At 70.4% G+C, this 12810-nt stretch carries 12 protein-coding genes; 4 read left to right on the forward strand and 8 right to left on the reverse strand.

The features are described 5' to 3' along the window. Positions 1-42 precede the first annotated feature (42 nt). From ASF43_RS23345 to ASF43_RS23360, 4 genes are all read left to right on the forward strand, one after another. Positions 43-684, forward strand: a complete 642-nt coding sequence (locus ASF43_RS23345) for a TetR/AcrR family transcriptional regulator (protein WP_056186418.1) — start codon at positions 43-45, stop codon at positions 682-684. A 513-nt stretch (positions 685-1197) separates the two neighbouring features. Further along, positions 1198-1836 (forward strand): histidine phosphatase family protein, encoded by a 639-nt coding sequence (locus ASF43_RS23350; protein WP_056186420.1) that lies wholly within the window; start codon positions 1198-1200, stop codon positions 1834-1836. Further along, the gene (locus ASF43_RS23355) at positions 1833-2978 is read left to right on the forward strand and encodes a DSD1 family PLP-dependent enzyme (protein ID WP_056186423.1); all 1146 of its coding nucleotides are present in this window, start codon (positions 1833-1835) and stop codon (positions 2976-2978) included. The genes ASF43_RS23350 and ASF43_RS23355 overlap by 4 nt, the downstream gene beginning before the upstream one ends. Continuing rightward, positions 2975-3910, forward strand: coding sequence for a hypothetical protein (locus ASF43_RS23360; protein WP_056186427.1), 936 nt, complete (start codon positions 2975-2977; stop codon positions 3908-3910). Before ASF43_RS23355 ends, ASF43_RS23360 begins: the two co-directional genes overlap by 4 nt. Positions 3911-3922: 12 nt before the next feature. Here the strand turns inward: ASF43_RS23360 and ASF43_RS23365 are convergent, their stop codons facing one another. The 8 genes from ASF43_RS23365 to flgF form a co-directional block, all read right to left on the reverse strand. Continuing rightward, positions 3923-5122: an HDOD domain-containing protein gene (locus ASF43_RS23365; protein WP_056186430.1), complete on the reverse strand. Its 1200-nt coding sequence runs from the start codon at positions 5120-5122 to the stop codon at positions 3923-3925. A gap of 11 nt (positions 5123-5133) precedes the next feature. Continuing rightward, the gene (gene flgL, locus ASF43_RS23370) at positions 5134-6402 is read right to left on the reverse strand and encodes a flagellar hook-associated protein FlgL (RefSeq protein WP_056186433.1); all 1269 of its coding nucleotides are present in this window, start codon (positions 6400-6402) and stop codon (positions 5134-5136) included. Positions 6403-6459: 57 nt separating this feature from the next. Then, complete coding sequence (gene flgK / locus ASF43_RS23375) at positions 6460-8367, reverse strand: flagellar hook-associated protein FlgK (RefSeq protein WP_056186435.1); 1908 nt, start codon at positions 8365-8367, stop codon at positions 6460-6462. 3 nt (positions 8368-8370) lie between these two features. Continuing rightward, the gene (gene flgJ / locus ASF43_RS23380; protein ID WP_056186439.1) at positions 8371-9225 is read right to left on the reverse strand and encodes a flagellar assembly peptidoglycan hydrolase FlgJ; all 855 of its coding nucleotides are present in this window, start codon (positions 9223-9225) and stop codon (positions 8371-8373) included. 153 nt (positions 9226-9378) lie between these two features. Then, positions 9379-10494 (reverse strand): flagellar basal body P-ring protein FlgI, encoded by a 1116-nt coding sequence (locus ASF43_RS23385; protein ID WP_056186696.1) that lies wholly within the window; start codon positions 10492-10494, stop codon positions 9379-9381. Positions 10495-10546: 52 nt separating this feature from the next. Beyond that, positions 10547-11236 (reverse strand): flagellar basal body L-ring protein FlgH, encoded by a 690-nt coding sequence (locus ASF43_RS23390; RefSeq protein WP_056186443.1) that lies wholly within the window; start codon positions 11234-11236, stop codon positions 10547-10549. Positions 11237-11244: 8 nt separating this feature from the next. Next, positions 11245-12027 (reverse strand): flagellar basal-body rod protein FlgG, encoded by a 783-nt coding sequence (flgG, locus tag ASF43_RS23395; protein ID WP_056186446.1) that lies wholly within the window; start codon positions 12025-12027, stop codon positions 11245-11247. A 15-nt stretch (positions 12028-12042) separates the two neighbouring features. Beyond that, the gene (flgF, locus tag ASF43_RS23400; protein WP_056186449.1) at positions 12043-12783 is read right to left on the reverse strand and encodes a flagellar basal-body rod protein FlgF; all 741 of its coding nucleotides are present in this window, start codon (positions 12781-12783) and stop codon (positions 12043-12045) included. Positions 12784-12810: the final 27 nt, after the last annotated feature.

Consider the following 12810-nt stretch of genomic DNA (forward strand, 5'->3'; position numbering starts at 1 on the left):
AAACTATGGGGTTTACACGGCCTGTGCTATCTTTGTTGGCCCATGCGCACCCCCACCACGCCCACGCCCGAGAAGTTCGAACAGCGCCGCGCCGAACTCGGCGAGGCCACGTTGCAGACACTCGCCACGCTGGGCTACGCGCGCACCAGCCTGCGCGAGATCGCGCAGAACTCGGCCTTCTCGCACGGTGTGCTGCACTACTACTTCAGCGACAAGACCGACCTGATTCTGTGCAGCGTGCGCCAGTACAAGGCGCGCTGCGTCACGCGCTACGACAGCGTGGTCGACCAGGCGCAGGACCACGACCGGTTGCTCAAGGGCTTTCTCGACACGCTGGGCGAGACCCTGCGCGACGAGGCCCCTTTGCACCGCCTGTGGTACGACCTGCGCGCGCAGGCCATGTTCGAGGCCGCGTTCCAGGGCGACGTGGCCGTCATCGACAAAAGCCTCGAAAAGATGATCTGGAACGTCGTCGCCCGCCTGGCCCAGCTGGCCGGCGTAAGCGAGGGCCTGCCCAGCCCCGCGCTGGCCTACGCCACGATCGATGGCGTGTTCCAGCAGGCGCTGCTCAAGCACCTGTCTGGCGACAAGAAGGCGATCGCCACCATGAAGCGCGACGTGGCGGCATTGCTGGCCGCGTTGCTGTCGCCGGCGGCACGTGCGCGTGCCTGCGCTGCCAACTGATTCGGGGCCCGTTCACGATGCGCTTGTCGGCGGGGCTGTCGCGTCGCCCGGCGGCCAAGGCAGGCACAGCTCCATCACCGTGCAAGAGCGCCGCCACTTGCTGCGTCTGCCAATGTGCCGGAGCGCTGCAGCGGGGCGGGAAGGTCGGACAGCGCCTGCAATGTGGTCAGAGGGTTCTTCGTCACTCTCCCAACCGGCACGGCCGATGACATTGCGGGAGCGGCCCGTGTGCGAAGGCGCCGGGCGCCAAGCCGGATGCCACGGGGCGTGTCGGCGGTGCCTGCGTCACGTGCCTTGCGGTTGGGCCGTGGGGCGAGGCCGCGTCGGCGGCGGTGCCGGTGGCGAACAAAGGGTCGAGGGTCAGCATGGCGTCTCTCCTGTCGCGTTTCGGTGCACCGATGGTCGATCCGCAAGGCGACGCTGCCTCTACCCAGCGCCTGGGGCGGCTGTCCCCAGGAATGGGATGCGCCGATCCCGTCTGGCCGAGCCCGGCAGCCCTCCTAGAATTTGCGCATGAACGCCACCCGCATCATCGCCATCCGCCACGGCGAAACCGCCTGGAACGTGGACACCCGCATCCAGGGCCACCTGGACATCCCGCTGAACGACACCGGCCGCTGGCAGGCCCGGCGCCTGGGCGCGGCGCTGGCACACGAAGCCATCGCCTGCGTCTATGCCAGCGACCTGGGGCGCGCGCACCAGACCGCACAGGCCGTGGCCGACTCGGCCGGCCTGGCCGTGGTCAGCGACGTCGGCCTGCGCGAGCGCGCCTTCGGCATCTTCGAGGGCCGCACCTTCGCCGAGATCGAGACGGACTGGCCCGATCAGGCCCTGCGCTGGCGCAAGCGCGACCCGGCCTTCGAGCCCGAGGGCGGCGAGTCGCTGCTGCGCTTTCGCGAACGCATCGTGGGCACCTTGAACCGGCTGGCAGCCGGACACCCCGGCGAGCAGATCGTGGTCGTGGGCCATGGCGGCGTGATGGACGTGCTGTACCGCGCCGCCACGGGGCAGGAGCTGCAGGCGCCGCGCACCTGGGCGCTCGGCAATGCCGCGATCAACCGCCTGCTGTGGACGCCCGACGGCCTGACGCTGGTCGGCTGGGCCGACACCGGCCACCTGGACGACGCGGCACTCGACGAGACGACCGCATGACGGCAGCCGCCAAGCCGGGCGACGCGGTCGACGCCATCGACACCCCGGCCCTGGTCATCGACCTGGACGCCATGGACCGCAACATCGCGCGCATGGCCGCGTTCGCGCACCAGCACGGCGTGCGCTGGCGCCCGCACGCCAAGATGCACAAGAGCGCAGCCCTGGCGCAGCGCCTGATGGCCGCAGGCGCCGTCGGCGCCTGCGTGCAGAAGACGGCCGAGGCCGAGGCGCTGGCCGCGGGTGGCGTGCCCGACCTGTACATCAGCAACGAGGTCATCGCACCGGCCAAGCTGGCGCGCGTGGCGGCGCTGGCGCACACGCTGCAGCTGCGCGGCGGGCGTCTCGCCATCGCGGTGGACAGTGCGCTGGGCGTGGACCGGCTCACCCAGGCGCTGGCCGGCCGCACCGATGCCATCGACGTCTTCGTGGAGATCGACGTGGGCCAGGGCCGCTGCGGCGTGGCGCCGGGCCCCAATGCGGCCACGCTGGCGCAACGCATCGCGCGCTCGCCCGCCTTGCGCTTGGCCGGCCTGCAGGCCTACCACGGCCGCGCCCAGCACCTGCGCAGCGCCGACGAGCGCCGCAGCGCCATCGCGGCCGTGCTGCAGCTGGTGCGCGATACGCACCAGGCCTTCGCCGACATCGGCCTGCCCGTGCCGCTGGTCACCGGCGCCGGCACGGGCAGCATGGCCAACGAGGCTGCCAGCGGCGTCTACGGCGAGCTGCAGAGCGGCTCGTTCCTGTTCATGGACGCCGACTACGCGGCCAACGAGGCCGACGCGGCCCAGCCGCGCTTCGAGCACGCGCTGTTCGTGAAGTCGCAGGTCATCAGCGCCAGCGCCCGCCACGCGGTCTGCGACGCCGGCCACAAGAGCCACGCCATCGATTCGGGCCTGCCGCAGGTCGCACGGCCCGATGGCGGTGTGCCCTGGCGTTATGCCAACGGCGGCGACGAGCATGGCCTGCTGCACGCGGACGACGGCCAGGCCCTGCCCGCGCTGGGCGACACGGTGTGGCTCATCCCCGGGCATTGCGACCCCACGGTGAACCTGCACGACGCCATGGTCGGCGTGCGCGGCGGCCTCGTGCACGGCCAGGTGGCCGAGCTGCTGCCCGTCGACGCGCGGGGCGCGCTGCGGTGAGCGCACGCAGGCCGCGGCGCAGACATGGGCTGGCGCTGGCGGCCGCGCTGCTGATCGGCGCGGCGCAGGCGGCCACGCTGCAGGTCGGCCCCGGCCGTGGCTACGCCAGCATCGCGCAGGCGGCGCAGGCCGCGCGCGAGGGCGACACGGTCGAGGTCCAGGCCGGCGAGTACCGGGCCGACGTCGCCATCTGGGCGCAGCAGCGGCTCGTGTTGCGCGCGGTCGGCGGCCGCGTGCGGCTGATCGCCGACGGCGCCATCGCCGAGGGCAAGGCGCTCTGGGTCGTGCGCGGCGGCGACATCCGCGTCGAGGGCTTCGACTTCAGCGGTGCGCGCGCGCCCTGGCGCAACGGCGCCGGCATCCGTTTCGAGTCCGGCCGCCTGCAGGTGGTCGACTGCAGCTTCGTCGACAACGAGAACGGCATCCTGACCGCCGGCGACCCGCAGGCCGAGCTGGTGATCGAGCGCAGCCTGTTCCAGGGCAACGGCGCGGGCGACGGCCAGAGCCACAACCTGTACGTGGGCACCATCGGCCAGCTGCGCGTGACGGACAGCCAGTTCCGCGACGCGCGCGTCGGCCACCTGCTCAAGAGCCGCGCGGCCATCAACGAGATCCACCGCAACCTGCTGGTCGACAGCGACACGGGCAGCGCCAGCTACGAGCTGGAGTTCCCGAGCGGGGGCGTTGCCCGCGTCACGCACAACCTGCTGCGCCAGGGGCCGCGCACCGAGAACGAGACCATGGTGTCGTTCGGCGCCGAGGGCTATCGGTGGGCGCGCAACGAACTCGTGCTGCATGACAACCAGCTGGTCGACGACCGGCCCGAGGGCGGCGTGTACCTGTGGGTGGCGCCTGGCGATCGCACGGTGGACGTGCAGGGCAACCGTCTGCAGGGCGCGAGCCGCACGCGCGCCCAGGTGCTGGCGTACTGAGCCGCCGCGCGGCTAGCGCCGCGCCGCAACCAGCGTGCGCAGCAGCTGGCGGTTCACCTCTTCCACAGCCATCCCGTGCGAGCGGCACACGGTGCGCAGCGTCTTGGTGTCGTCGCCCTCCAGCGCGCGCGAGACCTGCAGGGCGGGGGCGTACGGGCCGGTGCGCTTGACGGTCGCGGCGTAGATGCGGTCGGAAAGCGGCAGGCGGTTCAGCGCCACGCCCAGTGGCTCGTGCAGCAGGCTGTCCAGCTCGGCGAACAGGCCGCACAGGTAGACCTCGCGGCGCAGGCCGTCCTCGGAGCCGGCGTCCAGCAGATGCTCGGTCAGCCGCGCGCGCAGGACCATCTGGGTCTTCACGGGCCGCAGGTCGGGGTCGGTCGCGGCATGGGGCAACTGGTCGGCCAGCCAGCGGCCCAGCGCGCTGTAGCCCAGCATCATCAGGCCGTGCCGCACCGACTCGATGCCGGTGCGCAGGCCCATGGAGGCCGAGTTCGTGAACGACAGGAAGCGGTAGGCCAGCACCGGCTCCTCGCGCACGATGGCCTCGATCTTTTCCATCGACTGGTCGGCGTCCACGGCCTTGGCCACGCGCAGGATCAGCGGGTGGTCCGGCGGCACGGGCAGGTGGCGGTGGGCGTGCAGCACGTCCTCCTCGGGCCAGCCGACCAAGGCCAGCGCGTCGCGCTGGTCCAGGCAGTGCTGGGCCAGGGCGCGGCTGACGATGCCCTCGTACAGCTGGCCGCCGAGCACCGGGCTGGTCGCGCCCGGCATCGCACTGGCCGCCTGCAGGGCCGCCACGGCGCTTTGCGGCGACAGGTGCAGCAGCCGCAGCGCGAAGCAGTGCTGCAGCGTGGCGTTCGGCCAGTCCTCCAGCGCACCGCGCCAGACCAGCGTGACGCCGCGCGCGTGTGCCAGCTGGGCGCGCTCGGCGATGTCGGGCTCGCTGAGCCACTCGTTGCGCACCTCGATCCAGTAGTCGCCGGCCGGCGCGTGGGCCAGCATGTCGGACAGCAGCCGGCGGTTGTGCATGGACAGCAGCAGCTGCGGCGTGTCCATGGTGGAGAGCTCTTCCAGCGCCGCCACCAGGTGCACGGCATCGATCGCGCCGCCCTGGGCCGCTTCGATGAACAGCTGGACGCCCGCCAGCTCGCGCAGCTTGTTCCAGAACGGGCGGTAGCCCAGGGTGATGCTGCCGAGAACCGATTGCGTCATGTCTTGCGTGGCTAGCGAATGAAGTCGAACAAGGACATTTTCTGGATCGACGCGTAGGTCTGCAGCGCAGCCTGGTAGCCGGTCTCCTGGTTCTTGAAGTCCGAGAGGCCTTTGATCATATCCATGTCCTCCGCGCGCGAGCGGTCGGATTCGGACTGCACCGAGCGTTCTTCCTGGGTATCGCTGATGCGGTCGGCGCGGTTCAGCAGGTCGCCGGCCTGGCCGCGCACGGCGCCGATGCGCTCCAGGCTCGTGTCCACCTGCGCCAGCGAGATGGCCAGCGTATGGTTGAAGCTGGCGTCGGTGCTGCTGGCGCCCTTGGTCGTGCTGCCCGGTGCATACAGGCCGGCGATGGCCCGGTCCAGCACACCGAACACGCTGGGCCGATCGGCGGGCACGGTAGGGTTCACCTCCAGCGTGTCGCCATTCTTCGGCACGCCCTTGACGACCACCGAGATGCCGCCCATCGTGACCGACTGGCCCGGCGTGTAGGCCTGGGCCGGGCTGGTCGTGGCCGGTGGCTGGTTGTTCGTCACGGTGTAGGTCGTGGCGCCCGTCGTGGCGTCCACGGCGAACTGCAGCGTGAAGTCGGTGCCGGCGCTGGCCATCAGGCTGGCGTCCTTGACCACGCCGATGTCGGTGTAGGCCTGGCCCTGGTTGCCGGCGCCCAGGCTCACCTGGAACACGCCGTTGCCCTCGGGCACGTCCATCCAGGTGGCGCGGCCGTCCAGCGTGAGCGGGATCGCGACCTGGCTGCCCGCCAGCTGCCCGGCCAGGCCGTTGAAGCTGTAGTCGGGGTCGGGCGGCGTGCCGTCCGCGCTGGTCTCAAAGGGGGCCGAGGTGCTGCCCAGGCCGTGGAACAGCGGCATGCCGTTGGCGTCCTTGCGGTTCGCCAGGCTCACCAGCTCCTCGCGCAGGCCCACCAGCTGCTTGGCGATGGTTTCGCGCTCGGTCGGGCTGTTGGCGCCATTGCCGGCCTGCACCAGCAGGTCGCGGAACTGCTGCAGGATCTGCGTCGAATCGCCCAGCGTGGACTCGCCCAGCGAGATCGCGCTCTTTTGCACCTCCAGCGCGCGCTGCTCCACCGCGATGCGCGCGATACGCATCTGCGCGCGCTCGGCCTGCGCGGCCGAGGTCGGGTCGTCGCTGGCCCGCGTCACGCGCTTGCCCTCGGTCAGCTTGGCCTGCAGGTCGGCCAGCTGGTTCTGCCGCGCCTGCAAGGTGCGGATCGCGTTGTCGTAGGTGTTGGCGGTCCCCAGGCGGGTGAAGGTATTGGCCATCTCAGGTGCTCCGTTGTGCGTCGGGCGCGCATGCGTGGCGCTGGCTGCGGCGCGGCGTCATGCGGTGATCGTGGCAATCAGGCTGTCGAAAATCGATTGTGCGACCTGGATCATCTTGGCCGAGGCCTGGTAGGCCTGCTGGTACTGGATCAGCTTGGCGGCCTCCTCGTCCAGGTTCACGCCGGAAACGCCGCTGCGCTGCGCCTCCAGGCTGTCGGCGATGGACTGCGAGACCTCGGCGCCGTACTGCGCGCTTTGCGCGCGCACGCCGATCTGCGAGATCAGCGACGCGTAGCCGTCCGACATCGGTGCCTGGTCGAACAGCTTCATGTCGCGCAGCTCCATCAGCGCCTGCGCGTTCCCGGCGTCCAGCGGCGCGAACGCCGGATTGATCGGCCCCACGGTCACCGTGTCGCCGGGCTGGGCCGCGCCGTTGAGCTTGAGCATCCAGTCCGGCGGCGTGGCGCCGCTGTGCGTGATGGTGTCGCCGGGGCTGTAGGCGATCGGCGTGGCGGTCGGGTCGTCCGAGCGCGTGTAGCTCGTGGAGGTCACGAAGGTGATGGTCACGTTGGCCGGCACCGGCACAGCGCTGGCGCGCAGGCTGGCCACCGTCAGGCCGCCGGTGTTGGTCGTGCCCATGGCGGCCTGCACCGGGCTGGCCACGGCCAGCGCACGCGGCGAGGCGAACATCGTGTTGATGCCGGCCGCCGCGTTGCTGAACGGGCGCAGCAGGAACATGTCGCCCGTGGCGGCCGTGCCCGTCACGTCGATCGCCAGGCCGTCCACCGTGGGCGGCGGTCCGGCGTCCACGGCCGGGAAGCTGTTGTCCGACAGGCGCTCCACCGTGAAGGTGGTCGGCGAGGTGAACACCACGCGGTAGTCGGACGCCTGCAGCGTGGGCGCCGTGGCGGGCGAGGCCACGCGCACGCCGACGCTGGCCGTGCCGGTGTTGTTGGCCGCGGCCACGCCGCCGGGCATCGCGATGGCGCTGAACAGGTTGCCGCCGGGCTTGCCGTCCAGGTCCACGCCCAGCTGGTGCTGCGCGTTCACCACGGTCGTGATCGACACCGCCATGCGGCCCAGCAGGTTGGCGGCCTCGACCAGGTCCTCGTTCTGGAAGCGCATCAGCCCGCTGATGGAGCCACCGCCCAGCATGTCCTCGCGCAGCGCCGCAACCGCGTGGCCGTTGGTGATGTTGAGCTGGCTGCGCGTCGGGTCCAGCGGGTTGGGCTGGATCGCCAGCTGCGCGGCGCGCGTGCCCTGCACCAGGGGCTGGCTCTGCGCGGCGAACACGCTGATGGTGCCGTCGTTGTTGTCCAGCGAGGTGGTCTGGACGTACTGGTTCAGGTCGCTCACCAGCTTGTCGCGCTTGTCCAGCAGGTCGTTGGGCGACTGGCCCGAGCCCTGAGCCTTCTGGATCTCGGCGTTGACATTGGCGATGCCGCGCGCCAGCGTGTTGACCGCGTCCACGCTGTTCTGCAGCTCCTCGGTCAGCCCGCTTTGCAGGTTGGACAGCTGCGTGGCGGCGTCGTTGAAGCGCGTGGCCGTCTCCGAGGCGCGCGTCAGCACCACGGTGCGTGCCGTCAGGTCGGTGGGCGAGCTGACCACGTCGGTGAACGCGTTGAGCATCTCGTTGACCGATGCGCCCAGGCCGGTCTTGCCGGTTCCGAACACGTCCTCCAGCTGCAGCAGCTTCTGCGCGCGGGCCACGTCCTGCGCCGCGACCGACTTGGACAGCGTGGCCTGGCGCGTCAGGTAGGCGTCGAACACGCGCTCGATCGCCACCACGTCCACACCCTTGCCGATGAAGCCGCTGCCGCTGAACTGGCCCTCCACCGTGGCCAGCTGCGCGACCTGGCGCGAATAGCCGACCGTGTTGGCGTTCGAGATGTTGTGGCCGGCCGTCTGCAGCGCGACCTGGTTGGCCAGCAGCGCGCGCGTGCCGACGTTGAGGATGTTGCTCATGGCCTAGGCGTTCAAGGCGCGCTGCACCTGCAGCGTGCTGTTGATCACGCGCGACAGCTTGCCCGCGTAGTCCGGGTCGGTGGCATAGCCGGCGCGCTTGAGCTCGGTCGCGAAGGCCACGGCCGAGCCGGTCTGCGCGCGCGCCTTTTCGTAGCGCGGGCTGTTGTTGATGAGCTTGGCGTAGTCGCGGAACGAGTCCTCGTAGGAATCGTAGGCGCGGAACTTGGCCTTCATCTTGCGCGGCTCGCCGTTCACGTACTCGGTGGTCGTGACCTCGGCCACCTTGCCCGTCCAGCCTGCGCCGGCCTTGATGCCGAACAGGTTGAACGAGGTGCTGCCGTCGGCATGCTTGATCTCTCGCTTGCCCCAGCCGGTCTCGTGCGCGGCCTGGCCGATCATGAAGCTGGCCGGGATGCCGCTGGTCTGCTCGATGCGCGCGGCCGCGTCCTGGTGCTGCTGCACGAAGCCGGTCTTGCCGGCGCCGGTGGCGCCTGCGCGCGAAACCTTCTCGCTGGCGGCCGGCAGCACACGCGTGTTGTCCATGCCCACCGTCTGGCGCGACAGCTGGCGCTCGATCGCGGCCGACAGGCCTCCTGGCAGGCCGGACATGGACACGGACATCTGCTGGTCCAGCAGGTCGCTGCTCATGTCGGTCTGGGCGCTGTCCAGCATGCCGGACTTCATCGTCGCCTGGCGCATGCTCTTGATCAGCTCGCGCATGAACAGCGACTCGAGCTGCTTGGCCGCCTCCTTGATCGCGGCGGCGCCGTCCTTGTTGGCCGTGGCCTTCAGCGCGTCCAGCGAACGCGCATCGGCGGCGAGCGAATTGCTGTTCGTGGCTGTTGGAGACAGAGACATGGGGCTACTCCGCCGTACGGTTGAGCTGCATCGGCGTGCGGAGCGACGTCCTTTCGGTGGCACCCGCGGAACCGGCTCTGCCGGGCCGCTGGGTGCGCCCCCTGCAGGGGGCATGCGCGCACACGCAGTGGGCGCGAAACGGGGGGGAGCCTGTCATATCACCTCCAGTTCCGCGTTCAGGGCCCCCGCCGCCTTGATGGCCTGCAGGATGGCCAGCAGGTCCTGCGGCGTGGCGCCCAGCGCGTTCAGCGCGCGCACCACGTCGGCCAGTTGCGGCGCCGGCGGCAGCGACAGCAGCTTGCCGGGCTCCTGCTTGACCTGGATGTCGGACTGCTGCGTGACCACGGTCTGGCCCTGCGAGAACGGTGCCGGCTGGCTGATGACCGGCGTGCTCGCGATGCTGACCGACAGGTTGCCGTGCGCGATGGCGCAAGGCCCCAGCGTCACCGACTGGTTCAGCACGATGGAGCCGGTGCGCGAGTTGATCACCACCTTGGCCGAGGGGGCGGTCTGCTCCACGCGCAGCTCCTCCAGCTCGGCGATGAAGTTGACGCGTGCGTTCGGGTTCGTCGGGGCGCGCACCTGCACCGTGCGGCCGTCCAGCGCCTGGGCCAGGCCCTGGCCCAGCCGGTCGTTGATGACGGCGGCCACGCGGCGCGCGGTCTGGAAGTCCGAAGCGTCCAGCCCCAGCGTCACGAAGTCGCCCTGCTGCAGCGGCGATGGCACGCTGCGCTCGACCTGGGCGCCGTTCGGGATGCGCCCGGCCGACAAATGGTTGATCTGCACCTTGCTGCCGCCGGCCGCGGCGCCCGCGCCGGCCACCACCAGGCTGCCCTGGGCCAGTGCGTAGATCTCGCCGTCGGCCCCGCGCAGCGGCGTGGCGATCAGCGTGCCGCCCTTGAGCGACTTGGCATTGCCCATGGAGGACACGGTCACGTCGACGAACTGGCCGGGCTGGGCGAAGGCCGGCAGCTGGGCGGTGATCAGCACGGCCGCCACGTTCTTGAGCTGTAGCTGCGATGCGGCCGCGGCGGGCAGCGTGATGCCCTGCTGCTGCAGGTAGTTCGACAGGCTCTGCGTCGTGTAGGGCATCTGCGTGGTCTGGTCGCCCGTGCCGTCCAGGCCCACGACCAGGCCGTAGCCGGTCAGCTGGTTGCTGCGCACGCCTTGCACGGCGGCCAGTTCCTTGATGCGCATGGCCTGCGCCGGTGCGGCCAGCAGCGACAGCGCGGCGAGCAGCGGGAGGAGAAAGCGCAGGGCGTGGGGCATGGCGTGCAATCGTGGGTCAGGGGTGGAGGGCCTGCCGCGATTGTGCGAAGCCTCAGAACGGCAGAACGCTCAAAAAGAACCGCGCCAACCAGCCAATTACCTGGGCATCTTGCTGCTGGCCGCGGCCGCGCGATTCCACGCGCACGTTGGCCACGGCGGTGGAGGGCACGACGCTGCCGGGCAGCACGGCGCGCGGGTCCACCGTGCCCGAGAAGCGCAGCACGTCCACGTTCTGGTTCACGCCGATCTGCTTGTCGCCGGCGACCTGCAGATGGCCGTTGGGCAGCACGTCGACCACGGTCACGGTGATGGTGCCGCTGAAGGTGTTGGCGCTCTGCGTGCCGCCGCTGCCCTCGAAGCTGTTTTCCGACTCCGCGCCCACGGCCAGCTTGCCGAGCAGCTTGGAGCCCAGGAACGGAAAGCCGGTGATGCCGCTGCTGACCGAGCCCGACTTGTCCACCGTGGACGAGGAACGCTGGCTGGCATTGATGTTCTCCACCACCTGCACCGTCAGCGAATCGCCCACCAGGCGCGGCCTGCGGTCTTCGAACATGGGCCGGTAGCGCACGGTGGAGTACAGGCCGCCGGTGGCCACGGGCGGGGCCTGCGGCGCCATCGCCACGGGCCGGGTCGTGATCGGGTCGGGGAACTCGACCTTGGGCGTTTGCTGCAAGGTCTCGCAGCCGGCCAGCCAGAACGCGGCCAGGGCCAGCAGCCAGGGCCGCAGGGATGTGTGTGTCATGGCCGCTCCTACAGCTGCGAGAGCTTCTGCAGCATCTGGTCGGAGGTCTGCACCGCCTTGGAGTTCATCTCGTAGGCGCGCTGCGTCTGGATCATGGTGACCAGCTCCTGCACCACGTTCACGTTCGAGGTCTCCAGGTAGCTCTGCTTCATGATGCCCAGGCCGTTGGTGCCCGGCGTGCCGCCCTGCGGCTGGCCCGAGGCCGCGGTCTCGGTGAAGATGTTCTGGCCGCGCGGCTCCAGGCCGGGCGGGTTCACGAAGTTGGACATGGCCAGCGTGCCCACGGTCTGCGGCGTGGCGTTGTTGGGCAGCACCACCGACACCGTGCCGGTCTCGCTGATGCTCACCGACAGCGCGTTCGGCGGAATCGTCACGCCGTTGGCCACGGGCAGGCCGTTGGCCGTGACCATGCGGCCCTGCGAGTCGACCTGGAAGCTGCCGTCGCGCGTGTAGCCCACCGTGCCGTCGGGCAGCTGGATGTTGAAGAAGCCGTTGCCGTTGATGGCCACGTCGAAGGCGTTGTTCGTGAGCTGCAGGCTGCCCTGCGCATACGAGCGGCTGGTCGCCACGGTGCGCACGCCCAGGCCCAGCTGCAGGCCGGTGGGCAGCTGCTCGGCCTCGGTGTTGTTGGCCCCGACCTGGCGCAGGTTCTGGTAGATCAGGTCTTCGAACACCGCCGTGGCGCGCTTGTAGCCCGTGGTCGACACGTTGGCCAGGTTGTGCGAGATGACGTCCAGCTGGGTCTGCTGGGCTTCCATGCCGGTCTTGGAGATCCAGAGCGAATTGATCATGGTGGTTCCTTGTCCTTATCCTTGAACGCCCAGCAGCTGGCTGGCGCTCTTGTCGCCGGCTTCGGCGAGTTGCAGCAATCGCATCTGGGTCTCGAACTGGCGCGCGACCTGGATCATCCCGACCATGGTCTCGACCGCGTTGACGTTGGAGCTCTCCAGCGCGCCGGCCGCCATGCGTGCGTTGGCGTCGGCCTCCAGCGGGTCGCCGGTCGTGGTGCGGAACAGGCCGTCGTCGCTGCGCTTGAGCGGGTTGTCCGCGGTCGGCGTGGCCAGCTTGAGCCGGCCCAGGTTGGTCGAGGGCAGGTTGCCGGTCTTGGCGCTGATGCTGCCGTCCGAGCCCAGCGTGACCTCCGCGCCGGGCGGCACGTCGATCGGCGCGCCGCCGGCCGACAGCACGGGCAGGCCGGTCGGCGTGACCAGCGTGCCGGTGGAGGAGACCTCGAAGGCGCCGCCGCGCGTGTAGGCCTCGGTGCCATCGAGCCCCTGCACGGCGAACCAGGCGTTGTCGCGCGCCATGGCGTCCAGGTTGCGGCCCGTGCGCTGCACGGCGCCCGGCGTTTCCGAGTGGCCGCGCGTGGTCTCCAGCGCGAACACGCGGCTGCTGGAGCCCGGCCCGTTCAGCGGCACCGAGCGGAAGGTCGACAGCTCGGCGCGAAAGCCGTTGGTCGAGACGTTGGCCAGGTTGTTGGACAACACCGCCTGCCGGCTCGCAGCGGCATTGGCGCCGGTCATCGAGGTGTAGATGATGTGGTCCATGCTTCAGCTTCCTTGTGGGCTCAGGCG

This window comes from Pseudorhodoferax sp. Leaf267, assembly GCF_001422405.1.
GTDB lineage: Bacteria > Pseudomonadota > Gammaproteobacteria > Burkholderiales > Burkholderiaceae_C > Pseudorhodoferax.